This window comes from Dyadobacter sp., from assembly GCF_039919315.1.
In the GTDB taxonomy this organism is placed as follows: Bacteria; Bacteroidota; Bacteroidia; order Cytophagales; family Spirosomataceae; genus Dyadobacter.
Genome location: NZ_JBDSFX010000090.1, coordinates 221,816 through 239,996 on the forward strand (window position 1 = coordinate 221,816; position 18,181 = coordinate 239,996).

An 18,181-nucleotide genomic window follows, 5' to 3' on the forward strand; every position below is an offset into this window, starting at 1 on the left:
ATGAAAATTGTTCTGACAGGAAGCTCTGGCCGCGTAGGCAGGGCGATTTTCAATGCGCTTGCGGCTGATCATCAAGTGATTGGTATCGATCGTTCCCCTTTTTCAACTACTCAAATCACAGGCGATTTTGCTGATTTGAATCTCCTGCGGCTTGCTATGGACGGTGCGGATGCGGTTATTCACACGGCAGCCTTGCACGCACCACATGTGGGATTAGTGCCTGATGCAGAGTTTGATCGTATCAATGTGGACGGTACCCGCCTGATTATTGAAGCGGCAAAGGCAGCCGGAGTGAAGCGATGTGTTTTTACAAGTACTACCGCATTGTTTGGGAAAACAAGTGAAAATAACGTCTGCGCCTGGGTAACGGAGGAGACTGTCCCTCAGCCAAGAAGCATTTACCATCATACCAAACTCGCTGCTGAAAAATTGCTTTCAGAAGCAGCAGATGAGCATTTCGTAGTCCGGGTGATCCGTATGTCGCGGTGTTTTCCTGAGACGGCAGACGTCATGGCATTGTACCGACTGAACCGTGGAATAGATGTTCGGGATGTAGCGAGCGCTCACGTGGCGGCATTAACGAATACCGGACTTGCGTTTGAGCGATACATTATTTCTGGTGCTACGCCATTTACGGAGCATGATTGTTTTTTGTTAGCGACTGACCCAGCCGCAATTATCCGGACGAAATTGCCTGAGTTGCTAAATGAGTTTGAGAAACGCGGGTGGCATATACCCGAATCGATTGACCGTGTTTATGTCAGTAAAAAGGCCGCGGCATTGGGATGGCGAATGCAGTATGGATTTGAAGAAGTAATGGCGCAACTTGATCGCGGAAGCCTGGAAGTACTTCCAGTAGGGATTTGGATGAACAAACGCGAAGAGTGATCCGGTGTTAATTCTTTCAGGTTCTTTCACGCCATCGGAAGAAAATTGAAAAATTTGGAAACATATTTGCAAGGAGTAAACACAAGGTTTAAACTAACCAAAACAAATATGTCTGAACCACACCTTACCGGCCTGCAAAAACGGGCTTCGAAATATATAGATAAGGCAATTTCCTTCCAGGTGAGGCCCGACGAGAAGATCGAAGGTACTTTTATCGGTTTTGACAAAATCAACATTGATCGGGCTATCATTCAAATGTCCAATGCGGCCGACAGAACTACCCTTCCGCTGATGACAGTTCTGAATTATTTTGAAGGGGTGGATGACGAGGAAAATGAGGATTAGATATCTTACTGTTGATCATTTTTCCCGTTCGACTACTTTCCTGTAATACCGTGAATGCAACTTGAACCAAACTTGGTTTAAGTTTGAACCGGCCTGAATTGATCTAAAATGCATTTTTGCTCAAATTTAAACCGCGAAAATGCCATGAGAAAACTCGTTCAAATTCTATTCATTCTGCTAGCCATTCAAAGTTTTGGACAAAAGAAAAAAGATGCGCCTGCAACCAAAAAAGCGGACTACTGGGTTCCCATTTCACCTGAAAAGTGGGAGTTCCAGGAGGGGAAAGTAACATTTGCGGATTACAAAGGTGTGAAAGCAATGAAACTTGCTTCTAATTCGGGACAAGTGGTATTAAAGGATGTCGTTTTCAAGGATGGCACGATTGAGTTTGACATAGAACCTATTGCTCCTGAGTTTGCAGAATCCATTTATTTTCATCGGAAAGACCTTAAAGAGCAGGAAATTGTTTACCTGCGACTGGGCTCAGTGGGTAATAAATTGTCAAACGCCGGTATCCAATATACGCCATATTTTGACGGTGTAAATATGTGGGATATGTACCCCGAATACCAGGCTCCTGCGATGGGAAAGGCTGGCGAATGGAATCATTTCAAACTTATCATTTCGGGCAAACGTCTTCAAGTCTTTTTGAATAATGCCCCAAAAGCTGTTCTGGATATTCCTGAATTGGAAGGTACCATGTCGGAAGGCAGCATTGCTTTTGAAGGCTCTTCTTACATTGCCAATGTGCAATTGAAACCCAATGAAGTTGAAAATCTCAGTCCGCTCGCATTGCCCGACCTGACAGATCACGATGGCTTTTATCTCAGAAAATGGGCATTGACTGCGCCACAAGATCTTGCCGACGGAAGCGAATTATCTACCAAAAACTTGCCTAACCCTGAATTATTTATGGACAGCATTTCGGCCGAGCGAGCAGGCCTGGTGAATCTGACGCGTAAGTATGGCGCCAGCAAGGGTAGGAGGGCGGTTTGGTTGAAAACAAAAATCGTTGCAAAAGAGGCGGTGAAAACTGATTTGCAATTAGGTTTTAGTGATGAGGTTTGGGTGTTTTTGAACAACCAAATGATTCTGGTGGACAAAAATCTCTTCTCACAAAACATGAAGAAGTATCCGGATGGGAGGATTTCTGTACAAAATACAACGGCACCATTAAATCTGCGAAAAGGTGAAAACGATTTGTTGATTGGAGTTTCCAACGACTTTTACGGCTGGGGAATTATGGCGCGACTGGAATCCGGTGAGGGAATTGGCGAAACCGATAATATTTCAAGCATTTACAAGCTCGCAAAGGAAATCTCAACATTGGAATTAGAACCCTACGCCGGGACTTATAGCAGCACCGAAATGACATTCAAACTCACTTTTGTGAAAAAAGGAAAAGTACTGACTGGACAGGTGACCGGCCAGGAACCCGTTGAAATGCAAACGCTGGGCAATCATAGCTTTGCCTACAGAGCAGGCAATGTAATTTTCGAATTCAAACCGGACGCCAAAAAGGTAATCTTGCGCCAGGGTGGTGATAGTAAGGAGTTTGTGAAGGAATAGTTTGTCAATTCGGCAAAGGGTTTGTAAAATTTTGCTGCGCGTGTGGTGTTGTATTTGGTTTCTAGTTACAGCGATTATTCTTCGGTGTATTTATAATTTTCCTGCGGTTCTTTGCCAAGAATTGGATATCAGATATTTGAAAAAATCAAATCATGTCAGAATCGAAAAAACACACTATGGAGATTTCGGTGATAACACAGCTGAATAAAACTTTTGAGGGAGCTGCATACGAACAGGATGGAGTTGAGTATTGGCTTGCCCGGGAATTGCAAGTGTTGCTTGGCTATAACGAATGGCGGAATTTCATTCATTCGATAGAAAAGGCAAAGGAAAGTTGCAAAAACACCTCTGAGAACGTCCAGGATCATTTTGTTGACGTCAACAAAATGATCGACGTTGGCAAAGGTGGACAGCGTGAAGTTGCAGATGTAATGCTAACGCGCTACGCTTGCTATCTCATAGCTCAGAATGGTGACCCCAAGAAAGAGCAAATCGCTTTTGCGCAAAGTTACTTCGCGATACAAACACGCAGGCAGGAGTTGCTCGAAGAGCGAATTCGTCTGATGGAGCGTTTGCAAGCCAGGGAGAAATTGGCGGTCACAGAATCCCTGCTTTCAAAAAACATTTTTGAAAGAGGCGTCGACAGCAAAGGTTTTGCGAACATCAGAAGCAAAGGCGACGGTGTATTGTTTGGTGGAAACAATACCAGCGAGATGAAACGGAAACTTGGAATTGCTGAAAATCGGCCGCTGGCAGATTTTTTGCCGACTATCACCATTTCTGCCAAGCAACTGGCTGCGGAGATTACCAATTTCAATGTCAATAAGAATGACCTGCGTGGTGAAACAAAAATCGCCGATGAACATATACAAAACAACGGTGACATAAGAATGCTTTTAGAAAAAAGCGGCATCAAGCCAGAGAATTTACCGGCTGAGGAAGACATTAAAAAGCTGGAACGCCGGGTTAAATCAAGTGACAAGGCTTCTGAGAAAAAGAAGCTTAACACAGGTCGGAATAAATAGTAAAATTTACGAAAAATGCCTCTGAGAGCGTATCAGACCATTTTGTTGATGTCAACAAAATGGTCTCCACAGGTTCGGAGCAGCGGTAGGCCTTTGCTATTTCAATCTCCGTTCCTCAAATCTCCAATATCAAATACTTACTTTCCATAACTGCTTTATAAGATGCCTTATATTCAGCCGATAGAAAAGACCTATCCAACCACGCAAAAGCAGCCTCTTTTTTATTCTGAAATCGCCTGTAACTGTTCCTGATCTGCCTTTCATTCAATCCCAAGCCCGATCCAAACTGAATAAAATGTTCTGGTTTTAGTTTTCTTTTCTTGCCACCAAGTGTCAACGCCAGCTCTTCCTCATCGGCAGGGTTGACTATGCTCACATTCAATAAATCGTAGGCCGGTGCCAAAATCCAGTCATTTTCTTTTTGGATCATGGAAAAATTTTTCAAATGCATGTCATTGTTTCCGGTCAGATAACTGAAAACCGACAACTCAAAATAATACGTCTGGTCAAGCAGCGGGTTGCTCGAATAAGCATTGATCGCTTTGCCAACGCGCTCCATCGAGCTTTTATATTTGTCAAAAGCTTCCAGGATCTGATACATATCCAGCATGTGGATCTTCTCGCCCTCCTTTGTCCGGTCGATACGCATGGTGATATACGCGAGCTCGCCCGACTGCAGTCGGATCAGGCTCGACGGCACGGTACGTATCCCAAATGCTTCCTCCGCAATGCGCATCGTCACATGTTCGTTCTGCGGCATTTCGGGGTAATCTTGGGAAGGTGGTTTCAAAATAAAGTTTCCTCCAAGTGCACCCACAATGGTCAATCTATTTTCACGGCCACTCGCTAATGCCTCGTCAACAATCGTTAGTGACAGTTTGGGTTGAACACCCGGCACGGTCACACTGCGCTTCACAACGTCCCTCGCCAAATCGCGCATCTGAGCAAGTGAGTAATCCAGAGCAGGCGGACTCTTCGTTCCAAAGAACTTCATGATGCACGCTTCGTGAAAATCACCTGATGCCTCGTCCCCCAGCGCCTGATAACAATATAGACAGTTCTTACTCATGATTTTCAGCGATTGGTATTACACTTACAGCCCCGATACAATTTTGGCAACATGCTAACAGGAGTCCCATACGGTCATTTTTATTGAGTTTCCAGTTTTTGGAAGCAATATCCAGCAACCAACCTTCGGGAATTAGTCCCTCAAAAAATGGAAACAGCCGCCTCTCAGTATAAATTGTGGCGTTAACCGGCATGGAAAAGCTGATGTATTGATTTGGGTAGGCCTTCACATACTCGTCCAGATATCGAAATTCGTAGATCCCGTCGTCGGTTTCAGTTAAGTGCCCGGCCTCAATGTCTTTATAGAATATTTTTGCCTGCCTCATGGTCGTGAGTCTTGATTTTCAAAATTCAGTTCCCTGCTATTTACAGGTGCAAGTTCATGTCCGAACATTTTTAACACCTGGTTCACCTTTTCCAGATTCAAGTTACCTTTATCCTGTTCAATTTTCCGGATTACGGTAAGAGCAACTCCCGCTCGGTACGCCAGGTCTTCCTGGGTCAATTGCGCCTGTTTTCTTCTTTGTTTGACAAATTCTGCAAGTTTTTCCATTTGTTATATGTTTTCGCATATAGTTATAATAAAAGTAATCAATTTATATGCAAATGCATACAACTGAATACTTTTATCAATAATTATATGCATTTGCATATAAACTCCTATCACACATTACTTATCCGTTAGCAAAAAAAGCGGCTGACATTGATGCCAACCGCCTTTCTCCTGTGTTAAACTTTCATCTTCTCAACCTTCTGAAAGAAGAACACAAGCTCTCTGAAAGTCATAAAAATTTCACTGCCTCGCGGGTTGTAGCCCGCACCATTTTCAAAAACCGTGTAACCCGTGTAAATCGACCAAAGATCATCGATCCAATTTTCAGGGTCGGTTTGGCTGAGTAAATCCTGAACTAGCTGGCCGTAAATGGCCAGGCGGCGCGAATCCGGAGATTCGCCATCTGCTTGTGTGTACATTTTGTAACAAATTAAAAGGATTTGAAAAAGGCCCTGTCTAAGGTGTCCTTGAGCATGTTACGTGCTCCCGGGTGACTTTCGCCGTTCCCGCACCATAACAGGGCATGTCGTCTGATTTTTTCATATGAGTAACATTTAAAAGGAATGCGAATATTCGGAGGTTTTTTTTGGAAAGCAAATTTGGATGGGGGGATATTTGTAAAGGGAAAAAGAAAATCTGAGAAAATATTTCAATATTTATATAACAATGAATAGGTTAAACGGCGGCCCTAAATCGAGTCCCGTGCTAGTCAGCATTACAATTCATCCGAGCTCTACGAATTTCTTCATCGATATTATCTAAATGGAAAAACTGACATTCACAGCCAAATCCGATTTTTTTATTACCAACTATGACATTGACTTTGATTCTATCCAACTGGTTTTTGCACAACCTTACCGTAGTCTGAAAATTTCGCAAACCAAAACACTCTTCTACCGGAAAATTGATAAAGAAAATCACTCTCACCTTCTAATATGCTCGAAACGAATTGGTGTTGAGAACCAGCTTTCATTTGCATTTTGGATTCCCGATGATCTGGTTACAGATCAATATTCATTGGAAGACATGCTAGAACAATTTGCACGTAGATTTGGAAGTTTGGTAAAGCTTAATGACGAAGAAGCAATATATATTCGCAATGGCGAGATGATATTTGTAGGTGATGTAAACGAGTTCGATAAACTCATGACTACTAGATTGTGGGAAAACACCCCACATTTTCGTCACTATATTGTGCTATTGGATGGAAATATAGCTGTCTATTCTTTTGCATTTGCGATCAATAACTACAAGTATTGGGTTTGGCTCCGCAATATCGAAGTTCAGGAAGTGGAAATAAAGGCAGAGTGGGCAAACTACTTGGACAATATTGTTCAAAACCTTAATCCCGTGAAGAAAACAAAACTAGAAATAATTACTTCGAAATTAAACCCATACCTAGAAACAGCAGCGTCATCAACGAGAGAGGTTGGAGAAATTATCAATTTCAACGTTCCGAAAATCTATTCACACCAGATGCATGCAATCAAGCAAAGTTTGCAAAAAGGCAACAATGTTTATGTGGCTCCTAGCCAGACTGTGAAACGATGTGTTTTCTGTGGAGAAATCTCTCCAAGTCAAGAGCACATCTTACCAAGCTGGTTTAGAGACTATTTTGAAGAAATAACGTTTCACAGCATGACTCATATAATGGACGTAAATGACTTAGCCAACTCATTTGAGTTTGGATTGAGTAAGGGCAAAGAAAGCTCATACGGTATCACTACTCATGAGGTATGTGTAAAGTGCAATAATGAATGGATGTCAGATCTTGAAACTGAGGTAAAAGCAATTCTAACGAAGGATCCGTCGAGTCTTAAAAGTACTTTGGAGGATCTTCAATTAACACCCGATAAAAGCTTTGCATTAGTAAAGTGGCTAATTTGCAAAGCTCTACTACTGGCCAAGAGATCAAAAACTCTTCCTGATATTGATATTGAAATATTTAAGAAGTTGAAAGAAGGGGAATTACACCACGCATTTCTTGTTGAGATTCTTCCCGTTTCTGGATTTGGGCTTAACTATCAAATTTCTCCCGAGTTGCCAATGGCGAGAGTTTCAAAGGACAATCAGGAGACAGTGGCTAAACTTTCGCCGGATTTTTTCGTGGTTGTGTTACATATTGGTAGATTCTTTTACAGAATTTCTTATTGGGAGCACGATTCAACTTACCCGAGGGTATCAGTTAGTTTTAAGACAATTTCACTCTTTCCTTTAAATACACTTTGGTATCTAGAACTTGATATCGATTTGCCGACAGATGATAATAGCAAGTTGATGCTTTTTGCTCAGGGATTGCAGTTGACAGAGCGAAATCAGGAATGATTGCATTGAATTTGTTTTTTGGACGCTGCGTTCATTTTTCTTCGATATATCGTCAGCGTGTTGTTTACTACTTTTCTAACTTGGTTTAAAAGCGATCATTAAACGCCAATTCACCCAATCAAATCCCCATCCCGCACACCCTCAATCGGCCGCGTAAGCTCAAACATCCCGAGACCCAGCGCCTTTTCAATTTTGCCAATCGTTTCAAACGTAAAATTTTCAGTCCCTTTCACCCATTGATTCACCGTTTGAGGACTTACAGCCAATAATTCAGCGAGATCCTTTTGCGTCATTCCTCGTTTTCGCAGGGCGCTCAGTATATTGATGGCGGTTACCCTTGATCTGTCCAAATATTCACGCTGAGCTGCCCGCTCTTCCACTCGCTCGCGAAACCTGACGGACGTGGTCGGAGCAAGAGTTTCTAACATCTCTAAAACTTCACTTCTATCTTTCATAAGCGAACGATTAATTGGTGGTGTTCCGGCAAGTTTATTGATTGTCAATCCAATTCTCCAACTCAATTCCCTCCATGTCGGTGAAATCACTGATATTTCGAGTCACCAACACAAAATCATCGACAATGGCCGTCGCCCCAATCAATAAATCAAAGTCCATAACGGATCTTCCTCTTCTTCTCAATGTAGCTTTTTGCTGTGCGAACTCGTAAAGTGCACCACCGATTGGTAGTATACGGCCGTCAAAAAGGGCGTGAAGATTTTTAAAGCGTTCGAAATTTTGCTTACGCCGATCCGGGGCACTGTTTTCAATTCCGAAAATTAATTCGGCAAGTGTTATCTCGGACAGGAAGCAGGACGTTACGCCAACATGGGCGATCCGTTCCTTCACACCGTATTCATTTTTAAGAAGATGTACACAAATGTTGGTATCGAGAAGATACAAACTCATAAATCTACGTCGCGGTGATTATCTAGACGCGCATTCCTGATCATTGCATTGAGCTCATCCCCGGTTTCATTTCCTTCCCAACTTCCGGCAACACGCTCTAAAAGCCTGATTGCTTCCTCCTCGCTCAGTTGCTTTTTTGTAGTAAAATTTTTAGGTGGAAGTCCCAGGTTGTGGTGGGTGAATTCTTTTAGACGGGCCGGATGCTCGTCATCTTCCGTTTCAATGGTTATCGTTGTATGTGACATAGTGTTTGCTCTCTTTAAAAATTCAACATTAAATCGAAATACAATTTACTTTAAATCTTTGAATGCAACAATCCTAATTATCAAAGGGCAAGTCTACTTACCCAGCCTCCCCTCAATCAACCCAACAATCTCCTTCCTACCCTTACTTCTCGCAAAATCCAACGCCGACTTCCCATCATTAGACAGCAAATTCAAATCCGCACCCGCCGCCAACAACACCTTCACAATCTCAACATTCCCCTGCCAAATCGCGTCGTGGAGGGCGGTGTAGCCGTTGTAGGGGCCTTGTTTGTTGATATCGATGTGGTATTGGATCAGGAGTTTGGCGGCCTCGGTCCGGCCGGCGTAGGCTGCGGCGTGTAATGCGGTGGCTTTCATGCCGGGATCTACGGCGCGAACGTCGGCTCCTGCTGCTAGCAATGATTGGAGGATCTGGTTATATCCTTTGTAAGCTGCAATCACGATCGGGGCATCCTGGTTGGCATCCAGCTCATTCACATCTGCCCCATCCTTAATGAGTTGCTGCACGAGTGAAAGGTTATTTTTATTGATGGCATTCATTAAAGCCGTCATGTCCAATCTCGGGTATAGGTAAGTGAATTTTATGTATCCGGCGATTGCTGGCAGTCTGTGCTGCCAGCGTTCGCGCCTGTGCCAATAAATGCGATTTTTTATTTAATCGCGATCAATTCTACCTGCTCAATGATGGGATCTCTGGCCAGTAAGGCTGATGCATTGGCCATTAATGCTTTGGCGATTTCGCCATTTAAATGTGCCTGCCTACCTTCTTCCGTAGCGAAAGTGTCAAAAATACCAAAGGTGCTTTCCCCGATTTTGAGCGCGTACCATCTTACGGTATCCGGCTCCGCTTCCGCGAGTGGCAACGCGGTTTTTAAAAATGCCAATACTTCATCTTCCTTCCCGGGCTTGGCCTCTACACGGGCCAGCAATGCCAGTTTTTCCATTTTTAAAGAATTAAGGTTAGTGCTTGAATAGGGTCACACGGAATGACAGATTTTCATTCGTTGCCCAACCTACACTTACGCTGTTTTCGGCACTTCGGATCAATGCCTGCCTATCTTCTTATATCACTTTGCAGGCAATTGTTTTTTTAACTTATCCAGATACTCCTTAATTACCTCAGCTTTCTCCGTTTTAAGTCTCTGCCCGATTTCTTTGCGAGGACATTGCGCATTATACTTCGCGCCCCAATCCATTATTTCAAAGACAATCGGAAGCAGGTCAATGCCTTTTTCGGTAAGACTGTAAATGAATTTCGACTTGTTGGTTGCCGAAACCTGCTTCGTTAAAATCTGCTCTGCTTCGAGGACGCTCAGCCGGTTTACAAGAATATTAGTCGCAATCTTTTCCTCCGATTGCAGGAATTCGCTGTAAGATAACTTGCCTCTGAGCATAATGTCCCTGATGATCAGCAGCGACCATTTGTCTCCAAAAACATCCAGCGAACAACTGATGGGACAATCCGACCTTGTCTTTTCCATGCGATTTATTTCAATAAAGTACTTGCATTGTGCAATAGCTTCGTATATTAGTGCTTGCAAATTGCAATAACAAATATAGTCATTGTTAACACAAAAAATCAGCACAATGGAAAACGAAAAATCAATCAGAGAACTCCTAGAAACGTATTATTCAGGTTTTGCTCAGAAGCAGGGCTGGGAGGAAGTGATTGCCGCGGATTTTAAATATAGCGGCGGCGACATGACCCAGACAGTACCGACGGTTGGAAAAGCTGCGTACATTGAAGTTATCAAGCGATTTTCTCGTGTGTTTAAATCGATGCGGGTCCGGAATATGATTATTGAAGGCGAAAATGCCTGTGTCATTGGAAATTACGACTACCTGTTTCCAAATGGAGCTGCTATGAATGGTAATGTGTCGGAAATCTGGACGGCTAAAAATGGGAAACTGGATTCGCTCACCATTTACTTTGATACATTGACTTTTGATAAAAATATTCCAAAACCAGTCGCTTAATCTGCACTGGTACAGATAAATACAACATTACCGCAAATTAGACAACGTCTCTATTTCCTTTTCTATAAACTTCTTCTCAAAAGCGTTGATCTGGCAGGTCAGCGCTTTTTTATAACGGTTCATTGCGTTCTCATTAGCGTTCTTATCGTGGTATATTTTGGCCCAAAAACAATGGATTAAATGATAGTTTTGAAAAAACGGATTTGCATTTAATTGATTCAGGATTTTGATTGCACCTGCCTCATCTCCACCAAAATATAACGCTGCCGCCTGGCTTAGTTTTGTGAAAGGCGACGGGTTAGCTAATACAAGCTTTTCATACAAACGGGCTATCCCATGCCAATCCGTTTCTTCAAAACTCACCGCTAACGTATGCTTGTAAGCGATTGCCGCTTCGAGTTGATAGGCACTTGGTGCCGATGATTCCTTTTGAGAATGGAGAAGATAATGGTTCGCCACGGCGATCATTTCCTGGTTCCAGCAGGTACGGTCTTGTTCGGCGAGGACAGTTAGTTCATCGAGCTGATTAGTCCTCGAATCCGCTCTGGCCAGGTTATATAACAGCAATGCATACAATGCTTTCACTTCTCCATTGGCAACAATGCCCATTTTCATCATTTCCTGCAGCAAGCTTAGCGCGTCTTCGCACAGTGCTTCGTCAGCAAGATGGCCGTCCTCGGATAGCTGATAACCCTCGGTAAACATGACGTATAAAATCTTAATCGCCATTCTTATCTTTTGCTCGTCAGGATTTTGTGTCGTTTCTGTCAGTACGAAACTTTCAGATGTATGCTGTGCACGCCAGCGATAGAGGATTTTGGATATATTGTCCTCGTTCGAAGCCAATAATGCAGCAATGCGTTTGACACGTAAACCACAAACATATCGCAATACGATCACCAGCTGTACCTTCGGCGGAAAAGCTGGTTGGAGGCAGGCAAACAATACCCTGAGTACATCCTGATCGTCAGTCGGTTGTGTGTCAGAATCAATGTAGTCATCTTCGAGTACCTGTTTTCGCTGTTCCTTTTTCAGACCATTGTAAGCAATGTTTCTGATCGTTTTATATAACCAGGCCCCAGGTTGGTCCGGGACATTTTTCTGCCATTTATCCGAAGCTATTGCAAATGCTTCCTGCACAATATCCTCCGCAGCCGCGATGTCTTTGATGCCGGTGTGATACATCAAAACCGCAACCATTTTGCCAAAATGATTGCGGTACAGTTGAGAAAGCAATGAGGAGAGATCGTCGCTCACGATTCCTGCGAAATCTCCATAATCGGACGTACTTCTATGCTGATCTTGCCCCGAATGATGTGGGGGCATTGCGCTGCAATCTCAGCCGCCTGGTCAAGATTTTCGGCCTGGATCATAATGTAGCCACTAATCCCTTCTTTTGAATCAAAAAATGGCCCGTCTGTCCATACCCGCGTTCCGACCATTTTATAGTCATTTTCCAAAGGCTCGCCCGAAATAAAGCTGTCGAATTTCACCAGTTCTTCTACCCAGCTGCTCATTTCCGCAATGTCTTGCTGTATTTCTTCTTCCGTCATGTTGGAAAGCCGGTCAATGTCCTCGCGGACAAGCAATAGGAATTTTTTCATGATGTTTTTTTCTCATATAGTACATCGGGCGATACTTTTCCGGACAAAAAGATCAAATTTTTTTATTTCAACTTCTCACTAAAAAAATCAATGGTGCGTTTCCAGGCAAGTTCGGCAGCCGGTTTGTCGTAACGCGGCGTTGTGTCGTTGTGAAAACCGTGGTTTACTTCGGGATAGGTGTAGGCAACGTACTCTTTTTTGTTGGCCTTCAATGCAGCCTCATACGCGGGCCAGCCTTCGTTCACCCGCGTGTCCAGTCCGGCATATTGCACGAGGAGCGGCGCCTTTATTTTGGGGACGTCTTCCACAGCGGGCTGGCCTCCATAAAATGGCACGGCTGCTGCCAGATCGGGAATGCGTACTGCCATCATGTTGGCGATCCAGCCTCCAAAGCAAAAGCCAACTACACCAATTTTTCCATTACAATCTTTATGATTTTTTAAGTAATCGAATCCGGCGATGAAATCTTCAAGCATTTCATTTCGGTCGCGTTTGCTTTGCATGGTTCGCCCGTCGTCGTCATTACCGGGATAGCCTCCCAGGGGAGTTAATGCATCCGGGGCAATGGAAATAAAACCAGCCAGTGCCGCTCTACGGGCAACATCCTCAATATGCGGGTTTAAACCACGGTTTTCGTGAACGATCACAATGCCGCCCAGCTTGCCTTTTGCATCCGCAGGCTCTGATAGTAGGGCTTTGATCTTGCCGCCGCCTTTTGGGGATTCATAGGTAACATAGTCTGATTTGAGTCGCGGATCGTTGGCCTGTACCTGGATTGCACCATGGTAGTCGGGCATCAGAAAGCTCATCAATGATGCTATCGTAATACCTCCCACAGCATAGGTGGATAGTTTTTGCATGAAATCCCGCCTTTCAAGCCGGTTGTGGGCATAGTCGTCGTAGAGATCAAAAACCTCTTGTTTAATATCCTCTTTTTTAATTTCGCTCATAGTAATAAGTGTTATAAATTGGTTAGATGTCTCCGCGAGAGGTGCATAAAAACTGTGCGCTAGTAAAAGCCCGGAAAATGGAACGGATACTCAAACTGAGTTCAATTGCACAACCATTAGCTGGAATTTGGCACAAACACCACCCAAATATGGCATTAACAGCCGCCCGACAAGAACAGGATGTTGGCTAAGTTTGCATTAAGAATAATGTGATACATCTTACTGGCAATTAAATGATAGTCAAAGATTTTAACGATACAATAGCTATCTGGACCGAGGCACTGAACCGGTACAGTTTCGCTGAGTTGACGGCCAGACCCATTCCCGGTCGCTGGTCGCTGGGGCAGATCTATATGCACCTGATCCGGGAATCCGGATTTTTCTTTGACCAGGTAAGGATCTGTGCTTCCAATGATGAAAATGCTGACGAAAAGATGCTTCCTGGCGGTCGTGAAATGTTTCTCAACAATAGCTTTCCCGACGAATTGATCGAGGGGCCGCCAACCAATGCGCTGGTTACTCAGCCTGAAAGTAAGGAATACCTGATAAGTAGGCTCGCTGACCTGCGGAGTCAGATTGAAGACCTTGGTAAGTTGATCGCGGCCAGCAGTTTTAACGGCAAGACCCGGCATCCGGGGTTGGGATTTTTCAGTGCGAGAGATTGGTTTCAGTTTGCGGAAATGCATTTCCGTCATCATTTACGACAAAAAGCAAGAGTTGAAAAAGCGCTGGCAGAAGGTAGCAACCATTTTCCGGTTAAATGACTCCCTAATTCGCACCTTTGGATACTACCTGGCTCAGGACATTCGACATTGATATATCACAGTCAGGAATTCAACAAAATAGTCGCTGATTTCTTTACTAAGCCATTTAAGAAAATAGAAGGCCCGGGGAGGCTGGAATGATGAATTTTTAAATGTTACTTTTTCCCGGCGAAATAATCATCGATACTCCATTTGTGACGGTCAAGTCCGGAGAGAACCAATGCACCGCCTGTAAATACAAAAACCGGATAGTCGAACGGTGCTCCGATACCTACGAAAATAGCCATACATAGGCCGAACGATAAGGTCAGAATAGCGGCACCCAAAGCGATGTATTTGATTTTCAGTCCGATGATCAGGAAAATTCCGAATACGAATTCTGCAATGGTCGCGAAAAGCCCCATGACATCGGCAACCGACCGGCTTGCGAAAGGGATGAGTGTATTGGTATAATCAATAAAATGTTTCCAGTCACCCCACCCAACCCCGGGTGAACCAGGTGCTCCGAGCATACCCAGCCGATCCATGACAGGCAATAAAAATCCAACTCCCAGGGCCAGTCGTAAAGTCAATTGGGCAATACCCGATGCATTTTTCATTTGTTCAAATTTTAGAAACCAAAGATAGACCGGCATTTCAGAGATTTGGGTGCCAATCTATGGATTTCAAATGGTCCATTGCTCCTGATCTGTAAATAATTGCCTGGAAATCAGTTGCCAGGGAACTGAATGTAAGCTGGGCGTGATTGTAGAAGTAACTTCGTTCCCCCGGCATTACTAACCCCACAAGCAACTATGAGCATGGACACGCAAGGAAAAAAAGCAATTTTGTTCGGGGCGAGCGGCTTTGTCGGCTCGTATCTGCTGGAAGGGTTGTTGAATGATCCCGATTATGATCAGGTGACGATTGTAGTTCGCAAGAGTTTGAATAAGACTCACCCCAAATTGAAAACGCTGATCGGCGATTATCATTCCCTACCATCATTGAAAGGCGAAATCGTTGCAGATGAGGTATTTATCGCATTGGGTACTACCAAGAAAAACACGCCGGATCAGAAAATTTATTACCAGGTAGACCATGACTATCCGGTTCTGGCAGCCCAAATCGCAAGGGAAAAAGGAGCGAAATCTGTATTTTTAGTGTCGTCAGTTGGCGCAGATGCGGATTCAAGTGTTTTTTATATCAGAACCAAAGGTGAAACGGAACGTGACATTATCGCTCAAAATCTGGCGCATACGCACATTTTCCGGCCATCCATGATCATGGGGAGTCGCAAGGAAAGCCGGCCACTGGAAATATTTTTCATCAAATTGTTCACATTCATCAATCCGGTCTTCGTAGGTAGGGTACAGAAATACAGGGGAATAGAAGGTAAGGACATCGCGAAAGCCATGATCGCCGCCGCGAAAAAACCGGCCGCCAAAGTGAAGATTTATGAATGGAAGGAAATGATGGAATTGTGAGTTGTCACGCACTATACTTCTTCCGATAGTCCAGCGGCGAAAGGTCCGTGTGCTTTTTAAACACCTTTCGGAAAGCGTCTATATTGTTGTAACCCACATCATATATGATCTCGTTGACCGTCTTCCGGCCCGATTCGAGTTGCTTTTTGGTATATTCTACTTTTACCCTTTGAATGTATTCGGCCACGGAATTGCCAGTGCATTTTTTGAACCGTCTTTCGAATGTCCTCCTGCCGACAGCCATTTTGGCGCATATCTCGTCCACTGTGAATGTCTCGGTCGGATTATTTTCAATCCATTCCTGTGAGCTCAGTACCTCCTTATCGCCGTGCTTTTTTTGACCCATAAAAATCATGAACGGGTTCTGGCTTTTTCTTTCAATGTCAATTTCAAACATTTTGGAAGCCAGTATCGACATTTCCCGACCGTGGTGTTTTTCAATGATGTATAAAAGCAAATTCAAGTAGGAGTACCCACCGCCGCAAGTATAGATCCCGTTTTCATCGGTAATAATGGTATCATTAATCAAATGCACCTCGGGGAACATGACCTCGAAATCGTTTCGAGCGGCCCAGTGTATCGCGCATTTTCTGTTTTTCAGCAGACCGGTCGAGGCGAGGAAAAATGAGCCTACGCACAAACTGACGATCTCGGCACCATTGTGATATTGTGAAATCAGCCAGTCGACATACCCTTCATTGGTTTTCAAAGCCTTTGTAAAATCGCCGCATAACAGCGGTATTACGATCACGTCAGTTTTCCGGATGTCGCTGATGGTGTTACTTACATTGATATTATAGAGACCGTGATCGAGCTGCACATTCTTTTCCAGTCCGACGATTTCGACCGTATAAAAAGGCGCTTTTCCCTGGTAGCGCAAAAAGTCATTGACACGGTTAAGTATCTGATAACTACTGTCAATGGACGTGATCGTCGCGTCCTTCAATGCAAGAATCGATATGTGCTTCATGAAACAAATGTATCGTAATGTCGTGTCGCAATCAATACGTAAGAATGTCGGAATTACCGTGTATCGGCCTGCGATTTTAACAATAGTTTTACATCGGAAAAAATCTAAAAATTAAATCATGAAAAACACAGAAATCATCATGATCCCGGTGAAGGATCAGCAAAAAGCCAAAGAATTTTACATTCAACTGGGTTTTGAGCTCATTATGGAGGCACCCAACGCACACGGCCAGATGTGGATTCAGCTGGGATTACCCGGCGGAGGTACTACTATTTCCCTTGCGAGTTTCCACGGAATAATTTTCGAAACCGATGACATTGAAAAGGAGGCCGGAGACTTAAAAGCAAAAGGTATTGATGTCGGTAAAATTGACGATACCCCCTGGGGCAAATTCGCCTGGTTGAAAGACCTCGATGGAAACGGATTGTGCCTGCATCAAAAGTAGCAGGTTCACCGGCCTGGTTGTTGCAACAGTATTTTCGTATCGCAATGACAACTCACCCGGGAAAATGCTGCACCCTCCCAGCCAGATTATTTTGGTGGCTATGTAATCATTTTGAGAAATTTTGATCAATTTAATGGCTGCAAAAAGCACGGTCAGGTTTTCTTGATGTCGGTTTTGTTCAATTTTTTGTGAGTGATGCGTGATATTTTTGTTTGAAATACTTAAAATATGGAACCTGTCATCAAGCAATCGCTCCTTACCCGGTACGTCAAGAATATCTGGACGCTGGAAAATCATGATTTTGAGAACGCCGACCATTCCCTGAAATTCTTTGCCGATGGCTGCCCGGGCCTGATGTTTTCCCAGTCACAATCGGGCGTTTTTATCGATGATCAGGAGTTATCGACCTTCTTTTTGTATGGACAGACCGTCAAACCGATTGAAATCACGGCCAAAGGAAGCTACAAGATCGTCGTGTTCATTCTGCATCCCCATGTGATCAACACATTGTTCGGCGTCAATGCGATTGATCTCACAGATACTTGCATGGATATGAACCAGTTTTCGGCATTTGCCAAGGAAACCGGTACGCAGTTAATGGCGGCCGGAAACATGGAGGAGCAGATCAAAATCATGGAGGCATTTATCGGGTCGCTGGCCAGTACAGCAAGCAAGGATTCTTTGGTGGAGCGTGCGACACGTTTTATTATGGATTCAAAAGGAGAAAAACCCATGCGGGAAGTGCAGCGGGTATTTAAAATATCAGAGCGGACATTTGAAAGAAGATTTTCACAACACGTAGGTATCACGCCGAAGCTGTTTTCCAAAATATGCAGATTTGACTCGTCCATTAAGCAGCTCGAAAAAGGCAACTACGAAAAACTGTCGGATATCGCTTATGAAAATGGCTATGCTGACCAGTCCCATTTCGTCAGGACATTCAAAGAATTTACCAATACCACCCCACGTGAGCATCAGGCCAGAAAAATAAAATAGAAATTTTACAACTGGCGGTTTTGTCCAATTATGCCGACATGAGCAGCAGTAGTTTTGATTAAAATAA

Annotated in this window: 25 protein-coding genes; 10 read left to right on the top strand and 15 right to left on the bottom strand. The window is 43.8% G+C overall.

Going from position 1 to position 18,181, the window contains the following annotated elements; genetic code table 11:
- The 4 genes from ABIO93_RS26550 to dinD all read left to right on the top strand — a co-directional run bounded on the left by ABIO93_RS26550 (position 1) and on the right by dinD (position 3,827).
- A complete protein-coding gene (locus tag ABIO93_RS26550; RefSeq protein WP_348073032.1) occupies positions 1-888 on the top strand; it encodes an NAD(P)-dependent oxidoreductase in 888 nt (295 codons plus the stop codon).
- 108 nt (positions 889-996) lie between these two features.
- Positions 997-1,233, top strand: coding sequence for a hypothetical protein (locus ABIO93_RS26555; RefSeq protein ID WP_348073033.1), 237 nt, complete (start codon positions 997-999; stop codon positions 1,231-1,233).
- A gap of 144 nt (positions 1,234-1,377) precedes the next feature.
- Positions 1,378-2,802: a hypothetical protein gene (locus tag ABIO93_RS26560; RefSeq protein ID WP_348073034.1), complete on the top strand. Its 1,425-nt coding sequence runs from the start codon at positions 1,378-1,380 to the stop codon at positions 2,800-2,802.
- A gap of 152 nt (positions 2,803-2,954) precedes the next feature.
- A complete protein-coding gene (gene dinD / locus ABIO93_RS26565) occupies positions 2,955-3,827 on the top strand; it encodes a DNA damage-inducible protein D (protein WP_348073035.1) in 873 nt (290 codons plus the stop codon).
- A 115-nt stretch (positions 3,828-3,942) separates the two neighbouring features.
- Here dinD and ABIO93_RS26570 read toward each other — a convergent pair whose 3' ends face one another.
- The 4 genes from ABIO93_RS26570 to ABIO93_RS26585 form a co-directional block, all read right to left on the bottom strand.
- Positions 3,943-4,896: a HipA domain-containing protein gene (locus ABIO93_RS26570; RefSeq protein WP_348073036.1), complete on the bottom strand. Its 954-nt coding sequence runs from the start codon at positions 4,894-4,896 to the stop codon at positions 3,943-3,945.
- Entirely contained in the window at positions 4,889-5,221 is a 333-nt protein-coding gene (locus tag ABIO93_RS26575; protein WP_348073037.1) for a HipA N-terminal domain-containing protein, read from the bottom strand. Before ABIO93_RS26575 ends, ABIO93_RS26570 begins: the two co-directional genes overlap by 8 nt.
- Positions 5,218-5,448: a type II toxin-antitoxin system Y4mF family antitoxin gene (locus tag ABIO93_RS26580; protein ID WP_348073038.1), complete on the bottom strand. Its 231-nt coding sequence runs from the start codon at positions 5,446-5,448 to the stop codon at positions 5,218-5,220. The genes ABIO93_RS26575 and ABIO93_RS26580 overlap by 4 nt, the downstream gene beginning before the upstream one ends.
- Positions 5,449-5,624: 176 nt before the next feature.
- The gene (locus tag ABIO93_RS26585) at positions 5,625-5,867 is read right to left on the bottom strand and encodes a hypothetical protein (protein ID WP_348073039.1); all 243 of its coding nucleotides are present in this window, start codon (positions 5,865-5,867) and stop codon (positions 5,625-5,627) included.
- A 343-nt stretch (positions 5,868-6,210) separates the two neighbouring features.
- Between ABIO93_RS26585 and ABIO93_RS26590 the strand changes: the two genes are divergently transcribed.
- Positions 6,211-7,773 (top strand): hypothetical protein, encoded by a 1,563-nt coding sequence (locus tag ABIO93_RS26590; protein ID WP_348073040.1) that lies wholly within the window; start codon positions 6,211-6,213, stop codon positions 7,771-7,773.
- A gap of 110 nt (positions 7,774-7,883) precedes the next feature.
- Here the strand turns inward: ABIO93_RS26590 and ABIO93_RS26595 are convergent, their stop codons facing one another.
- The 6 genes from ABIO93_RS26595 to ABIO93_RS26620 form a co-directional block, all read right to left on the bottom strand.
- Positions 7,884-8,201, bottom strand: coding sequence for a helix-turn-helix transcriptional regulator (locus ABIO93_RS26595; protein WP_348073041.1), 318 nt, complete (start codon positions 8,199-8,201; stop codon positions 7,884-7,886).
- A gap of 61 nt (positions 8,202-8,262) precedes the next feature.
- Positions 8,263-8,679, bottom strand: coding sequence for a PIN domain-containing protein (locus ABIO93_RS26600; RefSeq protein WP_348073042.1), 417 nt, complete (start codon positions 8,677-8,679; stop codon positions 8,263-8,265).
- Complete coding sequence (locus tag ABIO93_RS26605; RefSeq protein ID WP_348073043.1) at positions 8,676-8,924, bottom strand: hypothetical protein; 249 nt, start codon at positions 8,922-8,924, stop codon at positions 8,676-8,678. The genes ABIO93_RS26600 and ABIO93_RS26605 overlap by 4 nt, the downstream gene beginning before the upstream one ends.
- Positions 8,925-9,017: 93 nt before the next feature.
- A complete protein-coding gene (locus ABIO93_RS26610) occupies positions 9,018-9,497 on the bottom strand; it encodes an ankyrin repeat domain-containing protein (RefSeq protein ID WP_348073044.1) in 480 nt (159 codons plus the stop codon).
- 98 nt (positions 9,498-9,595) lie between these two features.
- The gene (locus ABIO93_RS26615) at positions 9,596-9,889 is read right to left on the bottom strand and encodes an antibiotic biosynthesis monooxygenase (protein WP_348073045.1); all 294 of its coding nucleotides are present in this window, start codon (positions 9,887-9,889) and stop codon (positions 9,596-9,598) included.
- A 123-nt stretch (positions 9,890-10,012) separates the two neighbouring features.
- Entirely contained in the window at positions 10,013-10,426 is a 414-nt protein-coding gene (locus ABIO93_RS26620; protein WP_348073046.1) for a helix-turn-helix domain-containing protein, read from the bottom strand.
- 106 nt (positions 10,427-10,532) lie between these two features.
- Here ABIO93_RS26620 and ABIO93_RS26625 point away from each other — a divergent pair, with 106 nt between their 5' ends.
- Positions 10,533-10,922 (top strand): hypothetical protein, encoded by a 390-nt coding sequence (locus tag ABIO93_RS26625; RefSeq protein WP_348073047.1) that lies wholly within the window; start codon positions 10,533-10,535, stop codon positions 10,920-10,922.
- A gap of 27 nt (positions 10,923-10,949) precedes the next feature.
- Here the strand turns inward: ABIO93_RS26625 and ABIO93_RS26630 are convergent, their stop codons facing one another.
- The 3 genes from ABIO93_RS26630 to ABIO93_RS26640 form a co-directional block, all read right to left on the bottom strand.
- Positions 10,950-12,248, bottom strand: a complete 1,299-nt coding sequence (locus ABIO93_RS26630; protein WP_348073048.1) for a sigma-70 family RNA polymerase sigma factor — start codon at positions 12,246-12,248, stop codon at positions 10,950-10,952.
- The gene (locus ABIO93_RS26635) at positions 12,176-12,526 is read right to left on the bottom strand and encodes a YciI family protein (protein ID WP_348073049.1); all 351 of its coding nucleotides are present in this window, start codon (positions 12,524-12,526) and stop codon (positions 12,176-12,178) included. Before ABIO93_RS26635 ends, ABIO93_RS26630 begins: the two co-directional genes overlap by 73 nt.
- Before the next feature lie 62 nt (positions 12,527-12,588).
- A complete protein-coding gene (locus tag ABIO93_RS26640; protein ID WP_348073050.1) occupies positions 12,589-13,476 on the bottom strand; it encodes a dienelactone hydrolase family protein in 888 nt (295 codons plus the stop codon).
- A 233-nt stretch (positions 13,477-13,709) separates the two neighbouring features.
- Between ABIO93_RS26640 and ABIO93_RS26645 the strand changes: the two genes are divergently transcribed.
- Positions 13,710-14,240 (top strand): DinB family protein, encoded by a 531-nt coding sequence (locus ABIO93_RS26645; protein ID WP_348073051.1) that lies wholly within the window; start codon positions 13,710-13,712, stop codon positions 14,238-14,240.
- Positions 14,241-14,395: 155 nt separating this feature from the next.
- Here ABIO93_RS26645 and ABIO93_RS26650 read toward each other — a convergent pair whose 3' ends face one another.
- Positions 14,396-14,839: a DoxX family membrane protein gene (locus tag ABIO93_RS26650; protein WP_348073052.1), complete on the bottom strand. Its 444-nt coding sequence runs from the start codon at positions 14,837-14,839 to the stop codon at positions 14,396-14,398.
- A gap of 201 nt (positions 14,840-15,040) precedes the next feature.
- On the opposite strand from ABIO93_RS26650, the gene ABIO93_RS26655 reads away from it, so the two are divergent.
- Positions 15,041-15,703, top strand: coding sequence for an NAD(P)H-binding protein (locus ABIO93_RS26655; protein WP_348073053.1), 663 nt, complete (start codon positions 15,041-15,043; stop codon positions 15,701-15,703).
- Positions 15,704-15,707: 4 nt separating this feature from the next.
- On the opposite strand, the gene ABIO93_RS26660 is transcribed toward ABIO93_RS26655, so the two are convergent.
- Complete coding sequence (locus ABIO93_RS26660) at positions 15,708-16,673, bottom strand: helix-turn-helix domain-containing protein (RefSeq protein ID WP_348073054.1); 966 nt, start codon at positions 16,671-16,673, stop codon at positions 15,708-15,710.
- Between the two features lie 118 nt (positions 16,674-16,791).
- On the opposite strand from ABIO93_RS26660, the gene ABIO93_RS26665 reads away from it, so the two are divergent.
- Both ABIO93_RS26665 and ABIO93_RS26670 read left to right on the top strand, forming a co-directional pair.
- A complete protein-coding gene (locus ABIO93_RS26665; protein ID WP_348073055.1) occupies positions 16,792-17,118 on the top strand; it encodes a VOC family protein in 327 nt (108 codons plus the stop codon).
- 228 nt (positions 17,119-17,346) lie between these two features.
- A complete protein-coding gene (locus ABIO93_RS26670) occupies positions 17,347-18,114 on the top strand; it encodes an AraC family transcriptional regulator (RefSeq protein WP_348073056.1) in 768 nt (255 codons plus the stop codon).
- The last annotated feature ends 67 nt before the right edge of the window (positions 18,115-18,181 follow it).